At 43.6% G+C, this 26949-nt stretch carries 26 protein-coding genes and 1 pseudogene; 7 read left to right on the forward strand and 20 right to left on the reverse strand.

The window, feature by feature from the left end:
* Positions 1-145 precede the first annotated feature (145 nt).
* The 3 genes from WB237_RS13355 to WB237_RS13365 all read right to left on the reverse strand — a co-directional run bounded on the left by WB237_RS13355 (position 146) and on the right by WB237_RS13365 (position 2439).
* Positions 146-748 (reverse strand): response regulator transcription factor, encoded by a 603-nt coding sequence (locus tag WB237_RS13355; RefSeq protein ID WP_045908012.1) that lies wholly within the window; start codon positions 746-748, stop codon positions 146-148.
* Between the two features lie 157 nt (positions 749-905).
* Entirely contained in the window at positions 906-1691 is a 786-nt protein-coding gene (locus tag WB237_RS13360) for a prepilin peptidase (protein ID WP_336213752.1), read from the reverse strand.
* Positions 1692-1752: 61 nt separating this feature from the next.
* On the reverse strand, positions 1753-2439 hold the full coding sequence (locus WB237_RS13365) for a response regulator transcription factor (RefSeq protein WP_052714354.1): 687 nt from the start codon (positions 2437-2439) through the stop codon (positions 1753-1755).
* Positions 2440-2694: 255 nt separating this feature from the next.
* On the opposite strand from WB237_RS13365, the gene WB237_RS13370 reads away from it, so the two are divergent.
* Entirely contained in the window at positions 2695-2955 is a 261-nt protein-coding gene (locus WB237_RS13370; RefSeq protein ID WP_045908015.1) for a LysR family transcriptional regulator, read from the forward strand.
* 4 nt (positions 2956-2959) lie between these two features.
* Here the strand turns inward: WB237_RS13370 and WB237_RS13375 are convergent, their stop codons facing one another.
* The 12 genes from WB237_RS13375 to gspG form a co-directional block, all read right to left on the reverse strand.
* Positions 2960-3457 (reverse strand): type II secretion system protein, encoded by a 498-nt coding sequence (locus WB237_RS13375; protein ID WP_336213755.1) that lies wholly within the window; start codon positions 3455-3457, stop codon positions 2960-2962.
* Positions 3444-3812: a type II secretion system protein gene (locus tag WB237_RS13380; protein ID WP_045908017.1), complete on the reverse strand. Its 369-nt coding sequence runs from the start codon at positions 3810-3812 to the stop codon at positions 3444-3446. Before WB237_RS13380 ends, WB237_RS13375 begins: the two co-directional genes overlap by 14 nt.
* Complete coding sequence (locus WB237_RS13385) at positions 3799-4275, reverse strand: type II secretion system protein (protein ID WP_336213758.1); 477 nt, start codon at positions 4273-4275, stop codon at positions 3799-3801. Before WB237_RS13385 ends, WB237_RS13380 begins: the two co-directional genes overlap by 14 nt.
* On the reverse strand, positions 4272-6146 hold the full coding sequence (locus WB237_RS13390; RefSeq protein WP_336213761.1) for a secretin N-terminal domain-containing protein: 1875 nt from the start codon (positions 6144-6146) through the stop codon (positions 4272-4274). Before WB237_RS13390 ends, WB237_RS13385 begins: the two co-directional genes overlap by 4 nt.
* Positions 6143-6658 (reverse strand): hypothetical protein, encoded by a 516-nt coding sequence (locus tag WB237_RS13395; RefSeq protein ID WP_336213762.1) that lies wholly within the window; start codon positions 6656-6658, stop codon positions 6143-6145. Before WB237_RS13395 ends, WB237_RS13390 begins: the two co-directional genes overlap by 4 nt.
* Positions 6655-7197: a hypothetical protein gene (locus WB237_RS13400; RefSeq protein ID WP_336213764.1), complete on the reverse strand. Its 543-nt coding sequence runs from the start codon at positions 7195-7197 to the stop codon at positions 6655-6657. Before WB237_RS13400 ends, WB237_RS13395 begins: the two co-directional genes overlap by 4 nt.
* A complete protein-coding gene (locus WB237_RS13405; RefSeq protein WP_336213767.1) occupies positions 7187-7684 on the reverse strand; it encodes a hypothetical protein in 498 nt (165 codons plus the stop codon). The genes WB237_RS13400 and WB237_RS13405 overlap by 11 nt, the downstream gene beginning before the upstream one ends.
* Positions 7681-8343 (reverse strand): hypothetical protein, encoded by a 663-nt coding sequence (locus WB237_RS13410; protein WP_045908022.1) that lies wholly within the window; start codon positions 8341-8343, stop codon positions 7681-7683. The genes WB237_RS13405 and WB237_RS13410 overlap by 4 nt, the downstream gene beginning before the upstream one ends.
* On the reverse strand, positions 8324-9946 hold the full coding sequence (locus WB237_RS13415; protein WP_052714355.1) for a GspE/PulE family protein: 1623 nt from the start codon (positions 9944-9946) through the stop codon (positions 8324-8326). Before WB237_RS13415 ends, WB237_RS13410 begins: the two co-directional genes overlap by 20 nt.
* A complete protein-coding gene (locus WB237_RS13420; protein WP_238461044.1) occupies positions 9946-11052 on the reverse strand; it encodes a type II secretion system F family protein in 1107 nt (368 codons plus the stop codon). The genes WB237_RS13415 and WB237_RS13420 overlap by 1 nt, the downstream gene beginning before the upstream one ends.
* Before the next feature lie 87 nt (positions 11053-11139).
* The gene (locus WB237_RS13425) at positions 11140-11583 is read right to left on the reverse strand and encodes a lytic transglycosylase domain-containing protein (protein ID WP_045908024.1); all 444 of its coding nucleotides are present in this window, start codon (positions 11581-11583) and stop codon (positions 11140-11142) included.
* A gap of 2 nt (positions 11584-11585) precedes the next feature.
* Positions 11586-11999, reverse strand: coding sequence for a type II secretion system major pseudopilin GspG (gene gspG / locus WB237_RS13430; protein WP_045908025.1), 414 nt, complete (start codon positions 11997-11999; stop codon positions 11586-11588).
* A 459-nt stretch (positions 12000-12458) separates the two neighbouring features.
* On the opposite strand from gspG, the gene WB237_RS13435 reads away from it, so the two are divergent.
* The 6 genes and pseudogenes from WB237_RS13435 to WB237_RS13460 form a co-directional block, all read left to right on the forward strand.
* Positions 12459-14075, forward strand: coding sequence for a glycoside hydrolase family 19 protein (locus WB237_RS13435; protein ID WP_336213775.1), 1617 nt, complete (start codon positions 12459-12461; stop codon positions 14073-14075).
* A 51-nt stretch (positions 14076-14126) separates the two neighbouring features.
* The gene (locus WB237_RS13440) at positions 14127-16313 is read left to right on the forward strand and encodes a M60 family metallopeptidase (protein WP_052714356.1); all 2187 of its coding nucleotides are present in this window, start codon (positions 14127-14129) and stop codon (positions 16311-16313) included.
* A gap of 249 nt (positions 16314-16562) precedes the next feature.
* Positions 16563-18353 carry a carbohydrate-binding protein gene (locus tag WB237_RS13445; protein WP_336213779.1) on the forward strand — a complete coding sequence of 597 codons (1791 nt, stop codon included), beginning with the start codon at positions 16563-16565 and terminating at the stop codon, positions 18351-18353.
* A gap of 216 nt (positions 18354-18569) precedes the next feature.
* The gene (locus tag WB237_RS13450) at positions 18570-19529 is read left to right on the forward strand and encodes a hypothetical protein (RefSeq protein WP_336213781.1); all 960 of its coding nucleotides are present in this window, start codon (positions 18570-18572) and stop codon (positions 19527-19529) included.
* 24 nt (positions 19530-19553) lie between these two features.
* A complete protein-coding gene (locus WB237_RS13455; protein ID WP_336213783.1) occupies positions 19554-19967 on the forward strand; it encodes a hypothetical protein in 414 nt (137 codons plus the stop codon).
* A 125-nt stretch (positions 19968-20092) separates the two neighbouring features.
* A pseudogene (locus tag WB237_RS13460) lies at positions 20093-20285 on the forward strand (IS3 family transposase); the annotation flags it as partial.
* A gap of 68 nt (positions 20286-20353) precedes the next feature.
* Here the strand turns inward: WB237_RS13460 and WB237_RS13465 are convergent.
* The 5 genes from WB237_RS13465 to WB237_RS13485 all read right to left on the reverse strand — a co-directional run bounded on the left by WB237_RS13465 (position 20354) and on the right by WB237_RS13485 (position 26769).
* On the reverse strand, positions 20354-21346 hold the full coding sequence (locus WB237_RS13465) for a TniQ family protein (protein ID WP_336213785.1): 993 nt from the start codon (positions 21344-21346) through the stop codon (positions 20354-20356).
* A gap of 128 nt (positions 21347-21474) precedes the next feature.
* Positions 21475-22338 (reverse strand): TniQ family protein, encoded by an 864-nt coding sequence (locus WB237_RS13470; protein WP_336213787.1) that lies wholly within the window; start codon positions 22336-22338, stop codon positions 21475-21477.
* A gap of 44 nt (positions 22339-22382) precedes the next feature.
* The gene (locus WB237_RS13475; protein ID WP_336213788.1) at positions 22383-23825 is read right to left on the reverse strand and encodes an AAA family ATPase; all 1443 of its coding nucleotides are present in this window, start codon (positions 23823-23825) and stop codon (positions 22383-22385) included.
* A complete protein-coding gene (locus WB237_RS13480) occupies positions 23822-25945 on the reverse strand; it encodes a transposase (RefSeq protein WP_336213790.1) in 2124 nt (707 codons plus the stop codon). The genes WB237_RS13475 and WB237_RS13480 overlap by 4 nt, the downstream gene beginning before the upstream one ends.
* Positions 25936-26769 (reverse strand): TnsA endonuclease N-terminal domain-containing protein, encoded by an 834-nt coding sequence (locus WB237_RS13485; protein WP_336213792.1) that lies wholly within the window; start codon positions 26767-26769, stop codon positions 25936-25938. Before WB237_RS13485 ends, WB237_RS13480 begins: the two co-directional genes overlap by 10 nt.
* Positions 26770-26949 lie beyond the last annotated feature (180 nt).

Consider the following 26949-nt stretch of genomic DNA (forward strand, 5'->3'; position numbering starts at 1 on the left):
TGATAATCAGGGCTGAATATTCCGTACAAGATAGAGACTTTTCTCATCCGTTAAGGAATCGATGAGCAGAAAGATAGATGGAAAGTAAGAGAGAAAAGGGATGGTTTAAAAATTGTTACTGCGTTGAGTAATGGTTGAGCCCATATTACATAAAAGTTAAACGTAAGTAATCATAAAAATCACTGTCAGAACTGACACCAATTTTCTTCATGGCGTTTATTTTTTGCGCACTTATCGTTTGTTTTGTCCTGTTAAGCATAAGTGCGATCGAATTGATCGTATGCCCGGTACTCAGCAGATGAAGCACTTCGGCCTCTTTTGGGCTTAACAGTAATGAATTATTTGGCGGAGAAATTGATGAGGGGACATTAAGGGATAAGTTAGAGAGACACTGTTCAATGTCTTTCAGCGATCCTTGTTTGCTGATAACGCAATATACACCGCAGGCAAGCAGTATATGTACCAGGGCGGGAGCATTGTTATGAGTAACAACGACGATCCGAATGGTGGTGTAGGTTTTTTTTAAATAACGTATAAACGGAATTCCGCTATATTTCCCTTCTGGCAAGGAGAGGTTTGCCACGACGATATCGGGGCGTGTTTCATCTATGATCTGTAGCAGATCCGGAACTTTGTCTGCCTGCCCACAAATTTCAAAGGCATGGGCAGATGTGTTCAGTATGATGCTTTGCAATCCGATAAGAAAAATCGGATGCGTATCGGCAATGACGATTTTTTTTATAGTCATAGTTAATTGCTTTGTTAACTAACGAAATAAAATCTTATTAGCATATTTTTGATTGCAAAAATAATGGTTACAGAGTTTGGCATTCTGTTAACCAAAGTGTAGCATGAAAATTTGAACTGTTGATACTCTTCTTTCTGAAGACATTAACCCTCCTTAATTAGTGGGTAATAAAGGAGAAGTAGAATAAAAACCAGCCAGCAAGTGACAAAAAAGGACCAAATGGTAACGCCTTATTCACACGACCTTTGCGTAAATAAATAATCATACTTATGGTGATGCCCATCAGGCTGGCAACCAGCACCAAAAGGGGGAGTTGTTGCCAGCCGAGCCACGCGCCAAGAGCAGACAGAAGCTTAAAATCGCCGTAGCCGAGAGCTTCTGTTCCGGTGATGAAACGAAAAAGGTGATAAATGACCCACAAGGATAAGTAACCAGCTATCGCACCACATACCGCGTCGGAAAGTGAGACTGATCCGGGAAGTAAATGCCATATAAGACCAAGCCAAAGCAGCGATAATGTTAATGAGTCCGGGAGCAGTTGATGCTGAATGTCAATTTGTGAAAGTGCCAGCAGGTAGGCACTTAACGCCATTGCCGCGCTCAGACTGCTGATATCGGGGCAGATCCAGGCACTAAAGAGGGTGATGAGCATAAATAAAGCCTCACCGCAAAGATAGCGAATTGATATCACCTGATGACAATGCCGGCATTTACCCTTAAGAGCCAACCAACTCAACAGCGGTATGTTTTCATACCACCTCAGAGACTGCAAACAGCACGTGCAATGTGAGGCGGGATAGTAAAGGTTAAACTGTCGTTGTGTATTATTAACGATCATTAAAGGAAGTCGGTATACAACAACATTGATAAAACTTCCAATTGATAGCCCAATGAATGCACACAATAACCAGAAGAATACTGATGAATAATAGATGTAATTCATGATGTTGCACTCTTAATAAAAGTGATGCAAAGAGATTAATATAATATTTATATCGTTGATGCTAAAATTCCATTTCAAATAGTTTTGTTCTGGAAAGATAGATGAAGAGTTTACTGTCTGTGTCAACATCAAGCTTATTCATGGCTCGTATTTTATGCGCGCTTACTGTTTTGATGCTTAAATTCATTTTATTCGAAATTTGTGTAAGGCTTAAGCCTTGGCAAAGCAACCTCAAAATTTCTGATTCTCTTAAAGAAAGTTCGCTTGGATTATTCTGTTGGTGCAAAAAAAGTGAGCGCATTATTGCATTTTCAACATATATCTCATTTTGCTTAACAGCAAAGAGCATTTCTTTTAATGTTTTTTCGTTAATATCCATGCTGACATAACCACTGATCCCTATCTCAAGCAATGCACGAATCATCGATGCATGCCTGTAAGAGGATATAACGACAATTTTTAGATTCGGGAAGCGTTTTCTGAGCCATTTAATGAGGTTGTAGCCATCCAATGATGATATCGGGTTATGGCTGTCTTCAGTGACTTTTAATGAGTAGCTCAGCAATAGAATATTCACATGATTATTTTCTAGCTTGTTCATCAATTCACATGGAGACGAAACATCAGCCACGACATTAAAAATAGGTTTTGTGTCTGTACTGCAGAGTTTGCTATTAGATATATTTTTTATTAAGGATGTAAGACCACGGCGGAAAAGTTTTTGCTCAGTTGCAATAAGAATGTTCATAGCGTTAGTCATCTACTTAGGTGAATTTCGTAATGAAAAAATCATATAGTCTGATGTGAAAAAAAGATAATTCTTTTTGTCTTCATTTAAAAAAATTCTGGTTGTTGGTTTTTAACTGTAGATGTTTTCATTGTGTTAATTTTATATTGGTATTTCATGGTATACCATTTTCTGACTAGTCAGATTTATCTCTCTTTTACCTGGTGATAGACTGCTCTCAACCAAGAATATTCTCTTATACTGATGAGGTTACAGATGCGCTCGACGTTTAAAAAAATCCTTACTTTTATCTCAGTTGCAGAAAGCGGGAGTTTCGAGGCCGCAGCACACGAACTTCATATTACATCCTCTGCTGTTGCGTTTCGTATTAAGTCGCTGGAGGACGAGTTAAAGTTAAAACTCCTGAACCGTTGCCGGCCCTGTACGTTGACGCTCCACGGAAAGATATTTTATAAACATGCGACCAAACTCTGTCAGTGCCAGCAGCAATTTGAGCAGGAAATACTTACCAACTAAAATTTCATTTCGCTGCACAGCGATCGGGGAGGGGAGCACCAGGATCTTCCTCAACGATAAATTTCCAGTCAGAATAACTTTTCGCTTTTTCAAAATCCTCATAGCGTGCAGGAAAGTGCTTTCTTTTAAGTGGTATGCCTTTACCTTTACTGTATATACCAATCCAACGGTTCTCTTTGTCATACAGTTTTCCCCATTCTTTCCCTGTAAAGGGATCGAAATAATGCTTACGTAACAGGTATCGTGTACGCCCTCCGCGCTTATCTTCCAGCAGTTGCGAAAAATCTACTGGAAAGCAAGTATCAGATTGAGGATTGTCACGATATTCGATGATTGCCTTTCTTATTTGGTCTCCGGCAAATAATAACTGTGCTTCTTTTTGCCTGCGCCATTCTGCCGCAACATGTTCTTCACTACATAGCAGCATAATCGCGATGATAGTGAGCCAAATCATTAAAAGAAGATAAGTAAACCCTGCTTCTTTTGATTCACCAGCTTGCATAGGTTTCACCTGACAGTGATTTTTTTGTTGAACCACTATGAATATCGATTATTTGGCCAACATCATCTGTTTTAACTTCCCACGTTGTCCTCTTTTGTGTGAATGGATCTATCGGGAGTTGGCGCAAATACCCATCAGAGACCAGTTCATCGAGCTTCTCCGGGCTGCTAAGGCGATCCCGGCGAAACTGGTCTATCGTAAGCCGCAGTGTTTTAAGATTATGTTTCAGCACGACCTCTTTGGCGCGTTCCGTTTGTTGAAAGTAACGCGGTGCAACTATCGTGGTAAGTGTGGCAATAATTGCTAAAACGACCAGCAGTTCAATCAGCGTAAAACCTTTTTCACCACTGCGCATAAGGAACCCCGTTCAGGCCAGTGGCTCGACTTGACGAAGAAATATCATAAACATCGCTACCAGGGCTGTAATCACCCGGTGGGTTGGTATAGCTGCGAATACGCCAGGTCTGCTCTGCCGGTTTGTCATCGCAATCGCAGAAAGGATCGCGCGGGATGGATCGTAAGAAGTAAATCTTTTTTTCATCCGGTGATTTTATATCCTGTACCCCTTTGGCAAGGGCTCTGAGATCGGGCGGATAGTACGAACCGTCAGGTGAAACGCTGATATGTCCCTCCTCGCTGGCGGTATGCCAGGAGTCAATCGCTTCCCTGAGCTGCCGCAATGCGAGTTCAAGCTGCTCTTCTTTTTGTCTTTGTGCTTGTTTCTCGAGCACTGGCAGTGCCGCTGTAGCGAGAATGGCCATCAGGGTTAGTGTCACCATCATTTCCACCAGAGTGAAACCACGTTGCTGATATTTCATTGAGTTTGTTCCGTACTATCAGGAGGAAGCATGGCATGTTCCTCTGGCTCATGCGCAGGTTGTGTTAACGCAGGTTCGCGAGTGTCACTTTCTTCGCCTACATTAATATGCCCAGCAGAATGCAAAATGGTGTTCTGTTCACCTGGCAGATTTTCGGTTCCGACGGGAATAGTGCTGACATGGCTGCCGGGCAAATCGATACTTCGCTCAATATGAGGGGTAATGAGTAAGATGACTTCAGTTCGTTTTACATCTTGCCCTGAACTGCCGAACAGGCGGCCAATCAGAGGGATGTCGCTCAGCCAGGGTATGCCGCTACTGTTATCCTTATTTTCCTCGTTGATCAGACCTGCCAGCATCTGGGTTTCCCCATCCTGACTACTGAGCACCGTTTTTGCTGTACGGTTATTGGTACCATAATATTTCAGACCGTTAGAGCCGGTTTGTGCGAGCCCCAGACTGCTGAGGGTAAAATTGACGTCCATACCAATATCACCTTCCAGACTGATATCCGGTGTCACTTCAAGTTTCAGCCCCACGTCCTGATACTCGACTTTTTCACTCGAGAAATTATCGTTAAAGGTATTTGTGATCACCGGGATTTTCTCACCGATTTCGATTTGTGCTTTTTTGTTGTTTTTTACCCGTATACGCGGGTTGGCAAGAATTCTGGCATGGGAGCGAATTTTGCTGATATCGACAGAAACCCCTTTATTGTCACCAAGGTTAAGGAATAAATTACCTTTGTTTAAATCAGTCAGAGGGATGCTATTCCCGTTCTCCTCACTGGTCGAGAATCCAACACCCACAGAGCCTGGATAGTTAATGCCAAGGTTTTCAACATCGCTGGTGTTCACCTCCAGCACCTCTACGTCCAGTGTCACTTCTGCCTCTGGTCGATCGAGCGTCATTAGCAAACGCTCTGCCATGTCCAGCATATCCTGTGGTGCCCGAATGGTGAGTGTATTCGTGCGCTCATCGACATGGATATCTTTGAATTTAAGCAAGCTGCGTAAAGCAACATTGACCTCTTTTGCTTTTGCATAGCTCAGGAAAAAGGTTTTAACCGCAATGTCGCGGTAGGTTTTATCCTTCGCCTGGTTTGCTGGATAAATCAGCAGCGTGTTGCTGTTCAATACCTTTTTACGCAACTCATGTGAGACAAGTAGCAAGTTGATAGCATCTTCAGCCGTAGTATCCCGGGCGATGATACTGGCATTGATGTCACGCGGAACGTCATTATCAAAAATGAAATTTACTCCCGTCATATGCGAAATGGTTGTGAAAATCTGTATAAGATTATGGGATGGAAAATTGAGCGAAATGGGTTTTTGCAACTCTTTATCTAACGAAATATCCGGCGACTGGCTGGCGGCTAGCTGACGTAGTAAGCGATCGCGCAATATTGTCGCCTGTGGCCAGTCTGGCCTTTCTTCAAGAACATCCTGGATTTTTTTCAGTGCCAGCTCCGGATTCTCATCGGTAAGCTTGACGGCTTGCTGATAGGTTGCGTCGACAGAGTAGCGGGAGTGACTCTGACGTAATCCCTGTTGAGCACGCATATTACCGGGTTGATAATGCAAGACTGTACGCCAGGCTTGTTCAGCCTGCTGAAAATTGTGCGCGGCGATCGCCATATCCGCCTGCTTCAAATAGAGATTAACAAGACGGGTCCTGGTTATCTGCTCCTGTTTTTTTAGGGCGATGTCGGCCGGAGCAAGGCGACGTTGTTGCTCGATCGTCCTCAGCGTTGTGACGAGTTCTTGCTGTTCACCCTGGGTGGCAGGAAGTTTTGTCTCCGGAGTGGATGCGCAACCACCCACGAAAAGGATGCCGATGAGAAACGCAAGTTTTGTTTTATTCATATTCATAACGTGGGTTTTTTTTCCAGTTCTGACAGCGTAAGGCGCTGGTCAAGTTGCTGGGGAAGCCAGCGAAAAGTGAGTTGACCGGTAGAGACTTCCTGAAGCTGCCAGTCAAGGTTTAAACGATCGCCAATCCATACACGATCGGGCGCTTGACAGCGGTGGCAGATAATCCAGTTATGCTGGCCATCGGTAAGGATGATGCTTCTTTGATTTCTGCTCCACCACGTGCCCGCAACGCTGAAAGGAAGAGAAGGGGCTTTGCTTTTGTTCGCTGCAAGATGTCCCACGGAAAGGGTACCGTGAGCGGCTTTTTTTTCTCCCTGCCAGGGAAAAAGATCGATAAATGCTAATGTTGTTATACTGGCATCCCTTGAATTCTGGTCATCATGAACAGGCCGCGCAGGTGATACGATGCTGACAACAGGTTCTGGTTGCTGAATATCGTTCACCTGTATCCAGACCAGAAGAATGGCAGTCAGTGCTAATAAGATTTTCAGGTAACGAGGCAGTTTCATGACTTAGCACTCTCCAGCGCGATGCGCAGCAGAATATTCAATGCGGTACTATCAGGCTGATCGCGTGACAGGGTAATTGTCTCTATGGTCACGGGGAGCGCAGCTTTTATCTCCTGTAAGGACGAATAAAGATGTGGATAATCGCCTGAAAGAGGGATTTCCAGGATCAGTGTTTCACTTTTACGCCCATCACGATTCGATTGTGTTTGATAGTGGCTTTCATTAACCTGCAAACCGTTTTTTTTCAGCACGGCGAAAAGCGCTTTGACTTGTTGATACTCCGTAATGCTAAACGCCTGATGTGGCTGATTTATTGCTGCTTTAACGTCAGGCAGAGGAACACTGAGAGAGCGCTGAATTTTTGCCAGACTGTATTTCAGGGCACTGACTTCTGGCCGTAAAGAGAGAGTCCAGTAGAGCGACAATAATAAGATGATGGCGCTAAGGATACACGGCAGAATCCCGAACTGCTCATAGTAATAGAGTATATTCCAGCGTATTTTAGCCAGGATGATACGGCGATTAAAGTTACGCGTCATGGCCATATTCCATCGTTAACGTTGCCTTTATCTGCCAGAGGGCAGGAAGCTGAATGTCTTTGGTATGTGTTTCCAGAGATACTTTTGCTCCCTGTTTTTCTAAGCGCATAATAAAATTGAGCAGGTCATCCAGTGATTTCGATACCAGCTCAAGGTGAATTCTTTTCTCCCTAATGTTTGAACTAAGTGACAACAATGCAATATCTTTAGACCAGGCTTTTCCGATTAGCATGAGTCCATTTATTTCCGATGGCGAATTTTTCCTGGAACGTTGTTTATTAAACGCCAGTTGTCGTTTTTGTATTTCATGAGCTGCGTTCAAATGTTTCTGCCACTTTTCATTCGCAGCGGAAAGATAAGAGTCTAACAAGGTTTTTTGTTCATATTCTTTCATGATACCAGGAATGAGTGCAAAAATAATAATGATAGAAATTGCACTAAACCAGACAGAAAAAGGAGAACAGGTACGAAAGTTATGCTGATTCATAGATCGCTCGCCTGTATCCATGGTAGCTCAGGCACACCCACTAGCTGGCTAATGATCTTGATCTGCTTAGCGTCTTCAGCTTCAGGAATATGGAGTGATAAAACACTGTGCCAGCGATTTTGATAGCGGATAGCGTAACTGCTGATATCTTCACCAATACGAGCCAAAACAATATCTTCTGGTAATTTGTTATTCGCTTTATTAAGCAGCGAGGTAAATGGGGTACTACACCCATGAAAGCGTAAGCGTGCATTAAGCGCGATAGTTTTCAGTGTGACAAACAAGGTTGATTCCATTGCCGCAGCGAAAGCATCCTCACCATAGTGATGATTAAAAAATGTTATTTTCATAGCCTCGACAGAGATATTATGCTGAGTTTCAATCAGCGCCGCCGCATACTCGCGATGTTCCGCCGGTGTATGTAACCCATCCTGCCAGGGGATCAGAGCATATTGAACATAAGGGACATCGAGAATAAATTCGATGCTGTTAAGCCAGGGCAAATTCCCGGGAATTTTGCTCACCAGGTGAGCGATTTGCTCATTCAATGGGATATCGGTATGAGCGGTTATCTGATAATAACGGTGACCTCCCATCTCCAGTGAAAAATGCTTTCCCTGTAATGAGCATCGCCAGTGCTTAAGCGCCTGAAATAACACGCTGAGCCTCCTGAATTGTCGTCATACCTCGACTTGCTGCATTAAGCGCAATTTGCTGCATAGGAATAAAACCTTCACGTAATGCGCATTCACGAAGCTGTCTTACTGAGGCTCTGGCCAGTAATGCTTCTTTAAGCTCGTCGCTGAAGCGCAGAACTTCAGCCAGAGCAAGACGGCCATGGTAACCGCTGTTTCGGCACGTTTTACAGCCGGTTCCTTTTTGCCATTTGCCCTGAGCAAGCAGCTGTGAAGAAATACCCCACTGCGTAATCTCTGTAGCAGAGGGCGTATAAGAGGTCCGGCAATGTGGACAAGTCTGCCGTACCAGTCGCTGTGCAACCACGCCGTTTAACGCGGTGATAAGGCTGACAGGTTCCACCTGCATATAAAGAAAGCGCTCAAGAACGCTGAATGCATTGTTAGCATGTACAGATGATAAAACTACGTGTCCGGTTAAGGCTGCCTGTACGGCAATACCTGCTGTTTCGCTGTCGCGAATTTCCCCAACAAGAATGATATCGGGATCATGGCGTAAGATTGCACGTAGCCCTTTCGCAAAGGTGAGTCCTTTTTTTTCATTTACCGGAATTTGTAATACACCCTCTAACTGGTACTCTACCGGATCTTCAATAGTAATTATTTTTTGTTCGCCGGTATTCAGTTCACTTAATGCTGAATAGAGCGTGGTTGATTTTCCGCTGCCCGTCGGACCTGTTACCAGAACCATACCATGTGGGTTTTGCATCAGCTTTTGTATAGAGAGTAGTGTCGGTTGATCAAAACCTAACGTTTCCAGCTTCAATTTTTTATCATGGCTCTTATCGAGCACCCTCAAAACAGCATCTTCACCATGAATACTGGGCATAATAGAAACACGGAAATCTACCGCTCGCTGCTGGATCATTGCTTTAAACCGTCCATCCTGAGGGATGCGGCGTTCTGCGATATCCATATTGCCTAATACCTTAAGACGGGAGATAATCTGCTCGGCATTTTGGCTACCTTTACTTTGTGTAATAGCGTGCAGGACACCGTCGATACGATATTTTACGGTCAAGCCAGCGGGTGTGCTTTCAAGATGAATATCACTTGCCCGGCTTTGTAAGGCGTCATAGAGCGTTGCGTTTACCAGTTTAATAATATGGCTTTTTTCCTGGGCGATATTTTGTGGTGTTATCTCTAACACCATTTCTTCCGTATTACCCTCCACAGTATGTGTTTCGACGTGATCCATGGCCCGTTGTTGTTGCTTGAGTTCCTGCAAACGTTCTTTTAACCATTTAGGTGAGCAGAGCGTTAAGCGCTGGATATGGCGCTGTGCCCATTGCCTTGCGGCCAATGAGAAGGGGTCACTTAACAAAACAAAATCATTATCCTGGAAACGAACAGGAAGAACCTGTTGCACCAGTGCATCCTGCAGTGAGATTTGTGAGAAATTTAATTCGGCCTGAGCGAGTTGCTCAAGCGGTAAAAAATATAACCCCAGCTCAGTAGCCAGATTCATCAAGTTTTCTTGTGGGGTGTCACTGACAAACGTCTTTTCCATCCAGGAAAGACGTTTTTCGACAGGCAAATCTTGCCATGAAGAAGGTGATGTCGACATCAGGATAAACCTCCAGCAATTTCAAAAATTGGCATGTAGAGAAGGAAAACGATGAGCCCAACCAAACCACCAACAATTAGCATTAAAACTGGCTCGAAAATTTTGCTAAAGGTTTCTATGGCACGCTCCAGGATCTCATCGTAAAACGCGGCTATGCGTTCACACATTTCTGGTAATTCGCCACTATTTTCACCTACGGACAGTAAACGGCTGGCGACAGGCGTAGTGAGCTCGTAGTGCGACAATGTCCAGGAAAGTGATTTTCCTGCCTGTATTTCTGCCATCATCTTGTTCAATCGTGGCTGATATTCTGTGGGTAGCAGAGTGCTGGTCAATGTCAATGCTTCAAGAACCGGTATTCCCCCCTGGAGCAATAAGCCCAGTGTTCTGTAAAACCTAACAAAAATGCCTGTCCAGTATTGTTTTCTAAAATGTGGAATATAGAGCAATTGACGTAAAAGCGTGTTGCGTAACGTTCGGCTACGGCAAGCAAAGATCAGCATTATTCCACAGCTGCATGTGGCAACGAGGAGTGCCATACCATGTTCTCGGGTCATATGTCCCCACCAGACAATAAATTGCGCACTGCCGGTGATGTTTTTCATCCCGTCAAATACCATAGCGAAGCGTGGGATAATAAAGCCCAATAAGAAAAAGATAATCAAACATCCTGCACCAATAACCACGCATGGATACAACATTGTGGCCTTGATGCGTTTTCGTAATGTTTCCATTCTTTTATCGTACTGCAAAAAACGCTTCAGTGTGATTGCCAGCAGACCGGTTTGTTCGGAAGATGCTGCGGTATTGATTAATAGGGGTGGAAATATATCAGGCAACGTTGCAAGTGCATCCGAAAACTGACACCCGCTATATAATGCATTGAGGAGTTCCTTAAGCACTAATTTTTGTTCATTATCATGATAGCTCTCGTACAGAGCCTCGATCGCTTCAACAATAACCAGTCCCGCTTCAAGTAGCGCGGTAAGTTCCTGAATAAAAATAGATAACTGAAATTTGTTGTCATGTTTCGAAACTGTTTTGGCAGCTTTCACATTGATAACCAGAACACCATTTTGGTTAGCGATGGCACGAGCATCACTCATCGAGGATGCCTTAATTCGTAGTGCTTTTCGTTTATTATTATGCAAGGTTGTGACTTCAAAGAATGTAGCCATGGGATTATCGATGTATCAGTTAGTGTTATGCTTTAATTTGAGATAGTTGGGAATGACTCGCCGGATATATTTTTTCCTTAAATGTGCACGTTGTGCAGATCCACCGGCATTGTAGGCACCGATGGCCTTCCAGCTATAGCCATACTTCTGAATAAATCCTGAAAGGATCCAGGCACCTGTCATGACACTCAAGCAAGGTGAATTCAGTAAATCATCCTTTGTTATATTATATTTTTCAAGGTGAGTTAAATGTCTGCTGTTAATTTGCATCAGGCCGATATCGTAACTCCCATCATTATTTTTATGTAGGGCTTTACTGTCCAGACTGGATTCGGTAATAGCTATGGCTTGCAATAATTCTGGCTCTATCCTGTATCGCTTGCCTGCCTGTATCCAGCAAGTCGCGTGCGTTGAAAAGGATACAAAGACTGCCATTATAATAAGCAACAACGTCTTCATAGCTAAAAACCATATATAACAGGATGATCATTATTTCCTGTCGCCGTGATTTCAACATCGTTCATTGTATCTTTTGTTCGTGCAGGATTATGCCATTGATAAGGGTTACCCCAGGGATCGTTTGGTATCGCTTTGCTTAAATAAGGACCGTGCCAGTTATCTGCCTGGGAAGGTTTCTCCATTAATGCTTTTAAACCTTGCTGCTCATCTGGATACTGTCCCACATCCAGGCGGTACTGGCTAAGAGCATCAGAAAATCCTTTCATTTGACTGAGGGCTGTTTTTTCCTTGGCATTATCAACTTGAGTAAACAATTTAGGCCCAACAAAACCTGCCAGTAGAGCAATAATCATCAAAACAACCAGCAGTTCAAGCAGAGTAAAGCCTTGTTGTTTTTTTAATAATGTGTTTTTCATGTGTATCCTAAAAAAGTGATTTTAGAAAGATGAATCAATTAACTGTTTCTTCGTCAATAATGTATTAATGTTAGCATTATTCTCATTTGGCGGAATAAGAATATCTAGAAGCATAATGCAGAATTATCTGGTTAATTTTCTGATGAAATTGTTGTGATTATGTTAATTGGTTTTTATTGGTAAGAAATAATGACTCTTCGTTATGGAAAATTCTTTTTGAACTTAAGAGTAATATATTTAACGCGTTGGTGATTGTATTGATATTTAATTGATGGTTACATTACGTGGCATTTATATATGTTCCGTCTCAGACGGAGAAATGTCGTTGAGCTCATTGGGTTTAGTTGCATATCGTCGTTCTAAAACCCTGGTGATAACATTAACAAGCCCCAGAAATGCATATCTGGTGATATAGCAATGAACTGGGTTTATGGATATATAAAAAGGCTTAGGAGTTAAATGAAAACCAACAAGGTTATTCTGTCATTACTGGCATCGAGCATTTTGCTTTCGTTCAATGCTGCAGCGTATGAAAAATATGATGCCGCAAAGATTTATCAGGGGGGCTCACGCGTTACTTATTCTGGCGCCGATTATGAAGCTCAGTGGTATGTGAATCCAGGCGAAAAACCAAATCCAACCGCTGAACATACCTGGGATAATGTATGGAAAAAAATTTCGGGTGATACGCCTGTCCCGGACCCGGATCCTCAGCCAGACCCGGACCCTCAGCCCGATCCGGATCCAACCCCAACCCCTTCGCAGTACCCGCAGTATGTTGCAGGTACGCAATATAAGGCCGGGGATATTGTTTCTAATAAAGGAAAAGACTACGAATGTAAAGTTGCGGGCTGGTGCGGAGGTCTTGCTGCGGCTTATGAACCTGGCGTAGGTTTTGGGTGGGATGCCGCCTGGGGCGTTTATGGCGCTTCCCCGGAGCCAGGGCCGGAATTCAGCCGCAAGGATCTGGATGCTAAAGAAGACGCGATCGTCAATGCAACACAGATTCCACAAATTCGTCATGATCTGCGGACCCTGGATAATGCGCTGGTGGAGCAGATCAAACCTGGTGCAAGCAGTAACCCAGGAAACGTCAAGCGCGTAGAAAAAATTATCGATGCGAAAAAATGGGATTTCTTCTTCCCACATCGGGACCCTGCATATACCTATGAAAACTTCCTGAAGGCCGTGGGTAAATTCCCGGTGCTGTGTGGCGATTTCAATGATGGGCGCGATGCTGACGCAATCTGCCGGAAAACTCTGGCCACGATGTTTGCTCATTTTACGCAGGAAACCGGGGAACATGACCCTAACAGCGATATTGCACCATGGCAGCAAGGTTTGCACTGGGTTCGTGAAATGGGTCTGTCTGAAAAGGATTACGACAAGTACACCGGCGCGACCTGTGATGCGGGTACCTGGCAGGGCAAAGTATGGCCATGCGCAACGGATTCCGAAGGCCATAAGATGAGCTATTTTGGCCGTGGTGCCAAACAGCTTAGCTACAACTTTAACTACGGTGCGTTTTCACAGGCCATGTTTGGCGATGTGAATGTCTTGTTGAAAAAGCCTGAGCTTGTAGCTGATACCTGGTTGAATCTGGCTAGCGCTATTTTCTTCTATGTTCAGCCGCAACCGCCAAAACCAAGCATGCAGTCCGTTATGGACGGTTCATGGCAGCCTAACGCGCATGACCAGGCTGATGGCCTTTTGCCAGGGTTTGGCGTGACGACACAAATTATCAACGGTGGCGTTGAGTGTGGCGGAAGCGTAGAGGTGCAGCAGTCTTTAAACCGTATCTCTTACTACAAAGCCTTTGCCGAACAACTGGGAGTCCCGGTTTCCAGCTCTGAAGTTCTGGGTTGTAAAGGCATGAAGCAATTCTCCGATACGGGTAGCGCCGCAACACCGCTGTTCTGGGTGAAAGATGACAGCTGGGTGGCTGAAAATCCTGGCGGTAAATCTTATGCCTGTAAATTAGCGAACTGGCAAAATAGCTCTAACACTGCCTTGAATAAAGGTGACTACGCAAAATGTGTTCAAGAAAACTTCCCTGATATCGTTATTAAAGATTAATGCCCTGAAAGGGGCATGATGCCCCTTTTTTTATAAATTTACGGATGTAAAATGAAAACATCATTTTCTAAACTTTCAGTGATTGCCGTATCTTTACTTGGGTTATATACACTCAATCCTCTAAGTGCGAGTGCAACTCAGGTGGTTAACTCTGTCGAAAAAATTACGCTAAAGTCAGATCAGGACTCATTGAGTGCGCCGCGGCAATTTACGTTAGCGCAACCCGGTTCGCCCTATGGTATTGTAAGTAAACAGCTTCGTTCTTTTGAGCACACACCCTTGCAGTCAACGGGATACAGGGTCAATAAAGGTGAGGTGTTGGTTATTGATCTCGATTATCCAGTAGATGTTAAACCTGATATTGAATTGTTTGTATCACAGCCAGACGACCGTACTTATAAATACGCCCATGCATTTCGCAAACCGATTGTTCGTGGTGAAAATGTTATCACTGCTGAAAAATCCGGTATTATATATATTGCTTTATTTAGTAACCCTGTCAAAGGTGATATCAAGGTCAATCTTAAATCGGGAGGTGAACCTTTCCCGCGATATAGCCTCGGTGTTAACCACGACCAGGACTGGACATTAATGCTGAATGCATTTTCTGATTCCCCTTACGTGGAACTTCTGAGTAACCGAGTAATGTTGACGTTACGTAAAGATAAGGCGATTCAGTTTATTCCGGCAAGTGGGCCAGACGAGATGCTTGAGGACTGGGACAATATTGTTGATTTAGCCGAAAAACAGTACGGGCTAATTGATGAAAGTTCGTCTGGCGTGAACCAGAGAATTGCTCATCGCTTCCATTGGGTGGATGGTATTTCCTTGCCTGGGGTGGAGAATCCCGATAGCTGTACAGGTTATATGAATGCATGGACATGGCGATTGCAAACCTGCAATGACAATGCCATTGGGGATGTGGTGAATCATCAGACACTGACCACCAATGCATGGGGGGCGTGGCATGAGCTGGGACATCTGTTCCAGATGAAGCCAATGACCTGGGATGGATTGACGGAGGTTACCGTTAATCTTACATCGCTTTACATACAGCGAAGCCTTGGACTTGCATCCAGACTGGAAACATCCAGTGAATGGGACAAAAAAATATTTCCCTATCTTAAACAGTCGGGCAAAGATTTTAATGCGCAAGGGCTCTTTACAAAACTGGCTATGTTCTGGCAATTGGATCTGACATTTGGTAAAGATTTTTATGCCCGTCTCGGTAAGCTTTATCGTGAGCTCCCTGTAACACAGCAGCCAGCGACATCTGCCCAAAAAGTACAGGTGTTTATTCTGGAAACCAGCAGGGTAGCCGGATATGATCTGACGCCATTCTTTATCCAGTGGGGGCTGACGCCGTCAATTGAAACGATTGATTCCATTAATCAGTTATCGCTACCACCGCTGTTAGATCCTGTATGGGAAAATCGCGACAGCAATATTTTGTATGATTATTCTCACCGTGAGGAAACGACACCTGTAGCGGATGCCGGAAAAGATATCGAGGTGGTAGCCACAAACAACTGGGCGTTTGCTTATAAGTTAGATGGCAGCCACAGCCAGAATGCCGTGAATTATAAATGGACTCTGGTTCAGAGGGATAGTCAATTCAAACTTCGCAAAGACAGTACTTCGGCAAATACGCAAGAAGTTAACAATATTAGTGCGGAAGCTATTGTCCCTGCGAAAACCACGGGAGAGGCAATCTATCAACTTACCGTTACAGGTAAGGGAGTTAAAACCGCAACGGATACGGTAAAGGTAACCGTTGTGGCGCCGAAAGTGGCGATCCTTGGAAACAATACTATTGTGCAAGGAAATGACAGCACCTATCTGGCGCAAACCAATATTCCTAAGGCTAATGATTTTCAATGGCAGGTTACACATGAGGGAGAAAGGGTGACGGATGGTATGAGTGTTGTTGGGAACAAACTCACTCTGAATTCAGCTGAGATGACGCCTGGAAATTATGATATCCATGTTATCGCGGTGGGAAATAGCGGAGACCGACGTGCTGTGGCCGATTTTTCCGTTGTAGTGAATGCTTCTGCGCCTGCCATACCACAGTGGGACTCAAATAAAGTCTATTCCTCTCCCTGCGCTAAAGTCTCATGGCAAGGTAATATCTGGATGAATGGCTGGTGGACACAAGGCAGTAAACCTGGCGTCGACGGAGACTGGGGCGTATGGCGAAAAGTAACTGCCAGTAATATTCATTCCCAGTGCAAGTAGAATAATTATCGGTACTATCATTGGGCTTTCCTGTTAACTGAGGGGTGAATGTTATTTATCTTTTCCTCCGGTTGTCTTAGTACCATGAGAATTACTTTTAAATATCATTTTAAATTAATAACAAATTTACATTATTAGAGGTTAAATGAAATGACTTTCCGGTTAAATAATGGTTTTATTACGTTAGGACTCTTATTGAGCAGTGCCTTGGGTTGCGCGTCTGCATACAGTAGTGATATGGCGAGTACTATGCCTGATATTAATGGGAAAAAAGTGCTGGTGGGGTTCTGGCATAACTGGTCCGGTGCCGCACGCTCTGGTTATCAGCAGGGACAACCTGCTGATATGAATCTGTCTGATATCCCAGCAGGATATAATGTTATCGCTGTCGCCTTTATGAAGGGAGAAGGTATTCCATCATTCAAACCTTATAATATGACAGACCAAGAATTTCGCGATCAGGTCGGCATTATGAATCAACAGGGAAGACCTGTTTTACTTTCATTGGGTGGTGCCGAAGCTCATATTGAATTACATAAAGGACAGGAACAGGCCTTTGCTAATGAAATTATCCGCCTGGTTAATGTCTACGGTTTTGATGGTCTGGATCTGGATCTCGAACAAGCGGCTATTATTGCCGGGGATAATCAGACTGTTATTCCTGCAGCGCTAAAGATCGTTAAGCAACACTTTCGTGATATGGGGATGAATTTTATTATCAGTATGGCGCCTGAGTTTCCCTATCTGAGAACAGGTGGTAACTATATTAAATACATCACTGCACTGAAGGGCGACTACGATTTTATCGCCCCCCAATTTTATAACCAGGGTGGGGATGGCGTTTGGGTTGATGGCGCGGGCTGGTTACCGCAGAATGATGACAATCGTAAAGCAGACTTCCTGTATTATCTTACTGATTCCATTATCCACGGTACCCGTGGATTTGAACAAATCCCAGCGAATAAATTGGTCATTGGTTTACCGAGCAATATTGATGCTGCGGCTACCGGTTATGTGCAGAAGGTTGAAGATGTTCGCAGCACATTTGAAAAGCTGGCTGCGAATGGTACACCCATCAAGGGTCTTATGACATGGTCAGTTAACTGGGATGGTGGACGTAATTCTGCAGGCAATGCCTATAGCTACGAATTTGTTAACCGTTATGAATCACTGATTAATGGCGACATTCCAGCTGGTGATGATGTTACTCCTCCAACAAAACCAGGAAAACCTTTCGCCCTGGCCACTTCTGACAAAGTGACTTTAAGCTGGGGGGCTTCACGGGATGATGTCGGTGTGACGCAATATGAAATTTGGCGAAATGGTGAAAAGATATCAACTACGTCTCAGGTGACCTTTGTTGATAATGATGTGCTTCCAGAGACAACGTATAATTACTATATTATTGCGCTTGATAAAGCGAATAACCGCTCTGAAGTTAGTGAAGTGACTCAGGTTTCGACTGATAAAGCAGATCAGCCTGATAGCGAGAAACCAACAGTTCCGCAGAATCTGCTGGCTTCCAAAGTGTCGAGTAGCAGCGTAACCCTTAACTGGTCGGCTTCAAAAGATAATATTGGCGTTACTCACTATAATGTTATCCGCAATGGCATCAATATTGGCACCATTGCGGCAACGGGTTTTACTGACAGTAAAGTGAGTGAGTCATCCAACTATCATTATCAGGTCTCTGCTGCCGATGCGGCAGGAAACATTTCGGCAATGAGCGAGGAAATTTCAGTGACGACGCCTGCCAGCTCATCTTCCGCTGATGAGTGGGATAGCGCCAAAGTATACAATGGAGGCGACCGGGTAAAATATCAGGGAACGGAATATCGGGCTAAGTGGTGGACACAAAATAACATTCCTGGCCAAAACGATGTCTGGGAGCTGACCGATAAAAGTAAAGTGATGGACTGGAACGCTAACACGCCATATAGCGGGGGGGAGAGTACGATTTACCAGGGGGAAACCTATCAGGCTAAATGGTGGACTCGTGGCGATCTTCCAGGTAAATCCGATGTTTGGGTATTAAAATAATTATTAAATATAAATAATTGTCATAAAAGACCCTCATGTTTCGTGAGGTTCTTTTATTTTTCATTAATATTATCTCATGTGTGTTTTGTCTGATTTGTATTGAGATTAATCTTGATATGAGGCAAGGATAATCTGCTTTCCATGAAATGGGTTTGATTTTGCCTGATAGTATAATAATCTGATGACAGACTTTTTCATAATGAAGGATCCTACTATATGTTTTTCGCAAAAAAAATTGATATCAGGGCGCATTCTTTACAACATGCCATTGATCTCAAAAAGAACAAAAGCGCAATATCGCAGACAACATTACAAAAATTGTTGATTATGCTTTATGCCGATGTGGCAAAAATAAATGCACTGAAAATTGATTATGGTAAAAATAAGCTGATGGCCTCAGTGTTTGATGCGCGTTTAACCAGTGTTGTAGAAGCAGGTATGTCTCATATATTAGAGTCGTCAATAAGAGTAAAGTCAATAAAAGGGAGCGCTAAAAATCTCCTTTTGAGTATTATTTTTTCTCTATACAGGAAAAATACACTCCGTAATGCTAAAGCTGCTCTTTTAGAGCAAAATAACTATAATAACGACCCAAGGCGAAAAGAGTTCGTCGTTTTATTAGAGCAATGCATACAGAAAAACGAAAGAGATATTAATGCAGTAATGCATAGCTTTATTTTGACTTTTCGCTATCTTAGGCTTCACGGTGAAATCGTTGAACTTTCCGCTGCAACAGCAATATATGGTTCACTGGAAACGGTTATTACCGACAAAATCCAACGAATTGTTGATGAGCTCATTGCGAAGGATATGTTTAAGTCTGAAATTGGTAAGGTGGAGGCTAATATGCCCATCGACATTATCAAAACAAAACTCTATAAAATATTCCATCCTGACTCAAAAATTAAAGAATTGCAAAATGAAATGGCGCTTATGGACCAAATCATGGATTATGCACGCGAAAGTGGGCTTGAAGTAGGGCAAGAGGTTACATTTTATCAGTATGATGCTCCCGATGGTACTACTGACTATTATACAAAGAATGAGTGTATTAAAAATAAGATAGAGATGAATCGTCCCATTAAGGCCACGGTTCTTAATGAGAATGATTACAATCTAAAATCAAAAGCGCTATCTGAAAAATATCAGAGATTACAATCGACTGCTTCTGTATGACTTTTAGATTATAAGGACAGAACTATGCCTGTTACTGTTAGTGATTTTACAGCACTAGCCCGCCGTGAAAAACTGGCTGAAATGGTTGATAACCATTATACACCCGGTTCAGTTTACATCCCCGCAGTAGGTTGTGTTAACCAGGTTTTGCAACATCTGGGTATTGGCATTAGTGAACGAGCTTTCAATAGCATTTCCGATAACATCCGGCAAGTTCATTTCGGTACAAAGTCGGAAATGGCTTCCTCTTTGCGTGAAAGTATGGTGTTCGCACAAGACACCGTTGATGGATTGAAAGAGGGGCGTTTTAATAATGCACTGGCGAGCGCATCAGGAAGTGCAATTAATGCGGTGGGAAGTACGCTCTATTTTGCTAATTACGATCGGGAGCGGCTTCCAGCGCATGCAAAAGCGCTGTTTGATATGGAGCATCCCTAACTCTCGGTTCAGCAGAAGCTGAGTACATTATAGCGACTCACTATATGTGACCACCTGACACAAGCTAAACCAAAGTAAGAACCGACTAAATCGGCTCAGACCTGCATGATCGACCGAATCACTGGCAACAATTCCGGCTGGCCAGTGATGCGGCGGTCAGCAAAGCCTTTACTAAAGCAAAACAGCGATATGATGCGCCACGTCTTGCGAAATATAAGGTTAAAAAAATCGCAGGCAGACTGCGTCGCCAGGGGCTTGTGGGCTAAAGTCTCCCGAAAGGTCAGCTCGATCAGTTTCTGGACACATGCTCTGTCGGTTGCCAGAATATGCAGCCAACATGAAGCCGGTTATTCCTGATTTTGACTGGAGCATATTCGGGGGTAGGATCAACGTCCTCTGCTCTGAGGAAAAAGAGAACATTTTTTTACAGGACACATCTCAGAGTTACATATTCTGCATGCATTCATGTTTCTAAATATATATATGTATTCAATAATCTCGTTGATGTCAATGATACCGCAAGGTATGGATGTCTTGACGGCATTTTCTTTCCAGAAAGAATTAAAAGGAACGAAGCTTTCTTCAAAAAAACACCTGATTATCCTGGCAAGGATAGGGTCTGTCGAAAGATAGCTTCGACGATACTGTTGTATCGTTTTTTGTGGACTTCGGTCTTTCCTTACTGACATTTTTGGTAATTCACCAGGGAATGAAAGGATGAACTTTCTGATTTCTCTCTTCAAACAATCAGCGATGTATATAAACTCCCCATTGTCATATGGTAGTGTGTTGTATTCGTTCACCGATATGTACATGGGGGGAATGTTTTCCTTTATGGGGCCAGTAACACTAAGTACACTGTAAGACCCTACAGGATGCTTCCCCCTGAGTATGGTTTTTAATGTATCACAAGGCTTTTCATCAAGTGTCATTGATGCAATCGTTAAAGCTTTATTATGCGTTGTACATTTTTCAGAATGTTGATAATGCCATGACGATTTAAAGTAACCATATCCATTTTCCTTAATAGATTCTATTATGCAATCCATACAGTATTTTATATGGGAGATTTTATCTATGCCTCCCTTGCGAGGACCCTTTGTGTAAAGACTTTTTAAGTCTGACATGTATTCTGTCGGATCGGAAAACATTTTCGCACTCTTACAGGCTTGCCATGAGTTTCTGATTAATAAAAGGAAATCATGGTCATTGTAACACTTAAAAAATTTGGCTATATTCTTATTAAGATGGATGGTTTTTCTCCAGCGAGAATTATGACCTGTTACATCTGCATATTGCTCCACACCGTTTACCAGACAAACTCTGAAGATGAAACTGTGCAGGGTTTCATCTGAATGGTAAGTTATTTTTCCTGACATATGGATCTTCTCGTAAAAACATGACCTGGTAAAAGAACTCAAGCATACAACAGAAATAATTTCTGGCAGGTTTTATTAGTGTTGCGAGTTGTGTTCAATAAAATTTTGAGAGAATTAACTTTTTCAACTCAACTGAGATCAAACTGATTTAAACAATAGAGTAACAGTAGGTATTGGGTGGGGGATTGTGGTGAAGAACCATACAATAAGGTTTTCCAGTAGGAAATATTGTTTTTTAGTGAAGGGAACAAGTTTTTACTGGAGTGATCAAGTCTTTCTGCTATATCGTATAGTTTCTTGAATACGGATGTGTCTGATTCACCGGTTGGGTCTTTTGACAGTACAGACTTTATAAATCGCTTAACGATTGGTGAATGACGGTTGCTGATAAATTCAGGTGAAGAACTGCATATAAGTTCGAGAATTTGTGAAGAAAACGTAGCAAATCTGTAGTCATCCTCACTGCTGAGAGAGAGCCTTTGTCTTTGATGGAGTAATCCATGGGAATTGATGACTGATAATCGTGGATACACGATAGAATTCAGCCTGACTTTATGATGATTGCAAGTCGTTACTCCGGCGATCTGATGCTGCCGGTGCCAGTACGCAACCCCAAAATGCCTGACATCATGATATGTGCAAACAGGGCAGTGTTTTAGCGGAGCAGGATGATCTTCCGCATAGGTTGATAATTTACATAGGGTATGTAAATTCATGGCTGAAATTGTCAGGTCTTCAAGCTGCATTCTGTAGTCTGGCATTGCCCATGCGTAGAGCGGAAGAAGTGTCTGTCGTGTCCAGAGTTCCTTCCCTGACTCAATCGTTTTTTCAGACAATATATTCAGTGATGTGTTGAGGTAAGGATGTACTGAATGTGTTTTATTTTTGAAGAACACAGAAAAAAAATGATTAGCGGTCATGCCATACACTTCCTGCGTTCTCACGCATCGGCTGTAAAGCGTCTCTTCGGGAAGGGCTTGAAGCAACTGCATATGTCACCCGGGCTTATGGTGATGATTTGATAATTATACAGCATTTATTCAAAGACAGGCGCTATACACAGTAATCCGTAGGCAGACAAATGCGCAAAACTTTTGTTTTCATTTGCAAGTGTCCGGAATACTGAGCTGTATTCAACCTGGGACATGTTTTCTTCAAATGCGTTCAGTACCTTCATAGTCTTGTCTGCCAGTTCACTGTGCTGAGGGCGACTCAGATCTCCGAAAACAATGATTGAAGAGGCCTTCTGCTTGTTCACATTGCCGGTTACTGTGGCAGAATGTTCATCATTGTGTACACTCACTGGTATTGATTTGGATGGGGGAAGTGTTACGTTGATTTGAGTGTCAGTAAATTCTTCTGAACTGGCCGATAACCTCGGTACCGCTGAACGTAGTAAGGCTCTGTTAATGACCTCATTCCCGCTTCCTATCACCATCATTTGTGCTCTTCTGTAAATCATTTGCGCAATGGCCATATTGCCTTTCGAGAGCAAAAAAAGTGTCTCATTGAGCTCCTGTGTTAACGGTGTTTCAACGTTAGTCCACTGTAGCGGCCAGAGATAATGGATAAAAGATTGCCAGTCTGTTGTGTTGAAACCCGGAGGGGAAATGTTCATAAACCCCCCTGATTCAGCTCTCCTTGCGATCCTGAGTTTTTTTGAAAGTGTCTCTTCAAAGGGATGATTACCGCAAAACACGAGTGACACACCCAGTGAATCAACAATCTCATGAAGAAAATCAATCAAGGTTGATTCTCCGCCTGTTCTGGAGAATTTAAGTCTTTGCATTTCATCAATCACCAGTACGCCAAGAAATGCGGCTTTGATTCTTTGTGCGATCTGCCTTGCCAGACCCCCATTTCTGCTTGCTGGTTTCGTTGGCTCAAGCCCCAGTACATTATCAAGTATGAGAAGAATGGATTCGCAGAGTTCACGTACGCTGGCATTGTAAGGGCAGTTTACCTTCACCCAGATGACCTGGTCAGAAACCCCAGGATAAATGCCATTATATTGGGTGTGTTGAATGACCTGAGGAAAGTGACCAAGGATCTGTTCGAGCATGGTCGTTTTTCCGGAACCGCTGGTACCCACAATGGTTAAGGTATCGGCGTTGGGGTGAAAATAGCCATCCACGGGTTCAATATCCGGACGTTCATCCCCGTAGTAGTGAAGGTACTGCTGAGTGCTGCGTTTTAATGGGTTTCGTGGGGCGTACCCGTCTCTGATGATTCTGGTTAAATATTTATAGCATTCAATGTAGTTTGTCTGTGGGCAACGGAAGTGTTTAATGCGGTCAACGTAATGTTCCCTGACGGATGCTGATTCATTCCAGCGTATAAACTCATCCAGTGGAGGAAAGTTACTCATGGCCATTAAAATTTCGGTATCATCCAACAAGGGGGGTAATGCCTCGATTAACGGGTTTCCTCTATGCTCAGGAAGTATGGCTTCATTATACCGTGCGAAGACTTTTCTCATTTTTTTTCACCCTTCACGTCATTTTGATTATTTTTTGTGGCCAGCCATTTTTCCTTTTCTTTTGGACCTGGATGCAGGGTGATGTTTTCTGGTGGCAACTGATGCGTACTATCTCCGGGGAAAACCGCATTTTTCCTCAGTTCTTCTCTTTTGTTTTCCGTTATGTTCTTTGTCCTGGCACTATTGTGTAGTTTCAGGTTATTCAGTCTTTGCAGGCCTGTTTCTTGTAGTGCTTCAGAGAATTCTTTCACAATATAAGATGATGCAGTGACCGGGGACTTTTCACTACGCAGATCAACCCAGTCGGCGAGGGCGTCAGCGTCAAGATGTGGCATGCCCTTAAAGATATAACGTTTCTCAAGTAGAGCATGGCGGGTAAACGGTTTGTTTTTATCAAGGCGGACATAGATGAAGTCCACACAGTTGTCGTCGATACGGGCTTCGCAACTCGATTGCCCGAAAACACGTGCTGCCGAGGCAAGACCCTCCTCGCATTCATAATAGAGATTGTTGTACTGCAGCCCGCCGGGAGTAATGCTTACCCGTTCCGGAGGCAAAAGCCTGGAAATGACTTCATCCTCCATAATGGTGCGCGCGCTGAATCTGCTTTTTTTCTGGCTAATCAGCCAGCTATTCAGAGGGGATATATTAAGGTCGTGTTCTATAAGGAGTGGATTAATGTAGGCGAGTTCTTTGAAGATGGCTTGGTTGTGCTCCAGAATGGCGAGAATAATCGTCTTTGTCACCTCCTGTAGCGTCAGGCACGCTCTTGATGTTGGTACTGGCTCGCCTTTCACAATAAGTCCTCCTCTTGTTGAGCCGAGAAGGGGGTGAATTGCCTCCCGGTTCAAAATACCAAATCGCCTCTCAACGATACTTTTTTTGTCAGCCCTGTAGCCGGGAGCAAATTCCAGTGTTGTCATTGGAGTTACGACATCCTGGGGTTTGAGACCGATCATTTCACCGTTGTCACAAACCAGTTTTACCGGCACGTGAGAGCAGGGCCAATCCATTACGGAGATGTTAATACCAAATAACCTGCAAAACTCTTTCTTGGGCATGAAACAGTTGGCCAGTGCCTGTCGGGCTGCTCGCCAGGATGCATGGTAAAGAGAAACATGAACGCCGGTTACCATTCTGGTCGCCCGGTCCACGACGGTATATATCGTTGGTCTGCCAATCACGTTGGTTTTGTTCAGGCTCGAAACCAGGTGAACATCCGCGACAGTGGCATCAATCTCAAAAACATCTCCAGGCAAGGTACTTGTGTTTGCTGCGGAGCCAAGGCGAGCTCGCTGGTTAAGCATAAAATATGATTTTGTTGATCTTGCACGTATCCTTTTCTCCTGAGGAATACGTTTTTTCCCCCAGTATCTGAATTGCCTGAGCGAGGGGATGCAGGGAGCCTTACCCGCTGCGCGGGCATGCTCAATTTCATCGCGGAAAAAGTCTTTCAGATATTCTTCATAAGTGCGGGCAAAAGAAAAGCCCCCGACCTTCAGATAGTATTTTTTTATTGTCCTGATGATATTTTTTTTGTCTTCGCTTTTCAGTATATAAGTGCTGGCGCGTTGCATCGGTAAAACCCGATTTTTCTTTTTTTTGCCCAGCGGGATTGTGTCCGGATTACGTTCTTTGCCGGGGGCGCCGCTACGGGAATAGGCGGGTAGTAATGCATAAATATTTTGGCCATACCTCCAATATCGAGCCAGAAGTAGTCTCAGATGCTGGGGGTTTACACCGGCATCTGAAGCATGGCGTGTTAAGATGGGGGAACGCAGAGACGAAGTAAAATCATAGAGAAAATTGCCATCCTGGATAAGGGGGAGAATTAGCTTGTAATTTTCATCTCGTTTATTTTTGCTTTTCTGATCAAGGCTGTCTTCATCAACCATCATGTAAAGCGGAAGGGCATAAGTGGTGCGAACGACTATGCGGGTTTTAACAAGAAGTATGAAACGCCGGAGAGAAAAAAAGAATGGCTTGTTTGCACGGTTGTCCTGAAGCCCGAACAGTATGATGGTATCCGTATCGCCATTCATGCCGAGTATGCGGTACAAACCAGTTTTCAGCGCATCTGTGTCATTTGTTTTCCAGACACTATTCAGGGTTATTTCCATTGCTCAGATACCTTATGGTCACAGGTGTTGCTCAGCACACGCAACACTCCAAGTTCAAGTATAGGAGTGGTTAAATCAACCTGGATGAATTTTCGGGCAATGAGTATCTGGATAACAGTCAGGATATCGCTGTATTCGACATTAAACTTCCTGGCCAGCGAAGAACAAACCGCTTCCATTATATAGTCTCCCGGTAGTAACGCGGAGGCCACTTCCTGACAGGGTAAATGCTCATGACATGTGGTATCCATTCTTATTGCTGATGTCGCCCACGAGATATTTTTACTTATGATTCGATTGAGTTCTGAGCCAATATAGACTTTAAATTCAATATCATGCAGAGCCCAAAAAAGACGCTCAATCTCCAACTTTTCAGCAACCCGTAGGGTCGGTACCCCATCGGGTTTCACTGCAAATGCCTTATATGTTATTCCGCCGTCAGGCTCTTTGACGGTCAGGAGAAAATCGGTAGTCATAACATACAGAACCGGAGGACCACTCACGCCTATGACAACAGGGTGTTTCACAGCAATGTGACTGGCAATTTTTTCTGTGAGATTCAGGGGAAGTAAAGGGAACTGTTCACGAATATCAATAACTGAATCATTGAATTCAGCCTGATAGAAGAAATCGCTTTCAATGATGGACATGAAGTGATGCGCACGCATGGTTTTTAGACCAAACACAACCGAACGATTGCCGTGAGATTTTACATCCTGAACTCTTAGCCAGGGCTGATAGTCCTGCATATGCCCGGACCCCACGCCTTTACTCAGGGCTTGCTCATAATCCTGATAGGACTTAAGCCTCCTTCCTCTGCTCATGATCTGTATTACCGCTATGTAAGTCAGCTGTATGCTGCGTTCAGTGAACGTAACCCGAATCTTAGGCATTGACCCTACAGCTACAGCATGCAAGAACCTTCTTTTGCTTCAAATCCCGGTTGGGCTTGCGGGTGAACATTAACCAGAGTTACAGGTGATGGTGACGAGCAAGTAGAAACG

It is taken from the genome of Enterobacter sp. P82 (assembly GCF_037053385.1).
Classification (GTDB): Bacteria; Pseudomonadota; Gammaproteobacteria; order Enterobacterales; family Enterobacteriaceae; genus Enterobacter.

Coding starts and splice junctions, on each gene's coding strand:
- WB237_RS13440 (WP_052714356.1), top strand. CDS start 14,127: ATGAAAACATCATTTTCTAAACTTTCAGTGATTGCCGTATCTTTACTT.
- WB237_RS13405 (WP_336213767.1), bottom strand. CDS start 7,684: ATGAATCAGCATAACTTTCGTACCTGTTCTCCTTTTTCTGTCTGGTTT.
- WB237_RS13455 (WP_336213783.1), top strand. CDS start 19,554: ATGCCTGTTACTGTTAGTGATTTTACAGCACTAGCCCGCCGTGAAAAA.
- WB237_RS13475 (WP_336213788.1), bottom strand. CDS start 23,825: ATGAGAAAAGTCTTCGCACGGTATAATGAAGCCATACTTCCTGAGCAT.
- WB237_RS13390 (WP_336213761.1), bottom strand. CDS start 6,146: ATGAATATGAATAAAACAAAACTTGCGTTTCTCATCGGCATCCTTTTC.
- WB237_RS13470 (WP_336213787.1), bottom strand. CDS start 22,338: ATGCAGTTGCTTCAAGCCCTTCCCGAAGAGACGCTTTACAGCCGATGC.
- WB237_RS13480 (WP_336213790.1), bottom strand. CDS start 25,945: ATGGAAATAACCCTGAATAGTGTCTGGAAAACAAATGACACAGATGCG.
- gspG (WP_045908025.1), bottom strand. CDS start 11,999: ATGAAAAACACATTATTAAAAAAACAACAAGGCTTTACTCTGCTTGAA.
- WB237_RS13375 (WP_336213755.1), bottom strand. CDS start 3,457: ATGCAAGCTGGTGAATCAAAAGAAGCAGGGTTTACTTATCTTCTTTTA.
- WB237_RS13425 (WP_045908024.1), bottom strand. CDS start 11,583: ATGAAGACGTTGTTGCTTATTATAATGGCAGTCTTTGTATCCTTTTCA.
- WB237_RS13400 (WP_336213764.1), bottom strand. CDS start 7,197: ATGACGCGTAACTTTAATCGCCGTATCATCCTGGCTAAAATACGCTGG.
- WB237_RS13420 (WP_238461044.1), bottom strand. CDS start 11,052: ATGAGTGATGCTCGTGCCATCGCTAACCAAAATGGTGTTCTGGTTATC.
- WB237_RS13360 (WP_336213752.1), bottom strand. CDS start 1,691: ATGAATTACATCTATTATTCATCAGTATTCTTCTGGTTATTGTGTGCA.
- WB237_RS13465 (WP_336213785.1), bottom strand. CDS start 21,346: ATGTCAGGAAAAATAACTTACCATTCAGATGAAACCCTGCACAGTTTC.
- WB237_RS13435 (WP_336213775.1), top strand. CDS start 12,459: ATGAAAACCAACAAGGTTATTCTGTCATTACTGGCATCGAGCATTTTG.
- WB237_RS13415 (WP_052714355.1), bottom strand. CDS start 9,946: ATGTCGACATCACCTTCTTCATGGCAAGATTTGCCTGTCGAAAAACGT.
- WB237_RS13450 (WP_336213781.1), top strand. CDS start 18,570: ATGTTTTTCGCAAAAAAAATTGATATCAGGGCGCATTCTTTACAACAT.
- WB237_RS13385 (WP_336213758.1), bottom strand. CDS start 4,275: ATGAAATATCAGCAACGTGGTTTCACTCTGGTGGAAATGATGGTGACA.
- WB237_RS13365 (WP_052714354.1), bottom strand. CDS start 2,439: ATGAACATTCTTATTGCAACTGAGCAAAAACTTTTCCGCCGTGGTCTT.
- WB237_RS13445 (WP_336213779.1), top strand. CDS start 16,563: ATGCCTGATATTAATGGGAAAAAAGTGCTGGTGGGGTTCTGGCATAAC.
- WB237_RS13370 (WP_045908015.1), top strand. CDS start 2,695: ATGCGCTCGACGTTTAAAAAAATCCTTACTTTTATCTCAGTTGCAGAA.
- WB237_RS13485 (WP_336213792.1), bottom strand. CDS start 26,769: ATGAGCAGAGGAAGGAGGCTTAAGTCCTATCAGGATTATGAGCAAGCC.
- WB237_RS13395 (WP_336213762.1), bottom strand. CDS start 6,658: ATGAAACTGCCTCGTTACCTGAAAATCTTATTAGCACTGACTGCCATT.
- WB237_RS13355 (WP_045908012.1), bottom strand. CDS start 748: ATGACTATAAAAAAAATCGTCATTGCCGATACGCATCCGATTTTTCTT.
- WB237_RS13380 (WP_045908017.1), bottom strand. CDS start 3,812: ATGCGCAGTGGTGAAAAAGGTTTTACGCTGATTGAACTGCTGGTCGTT.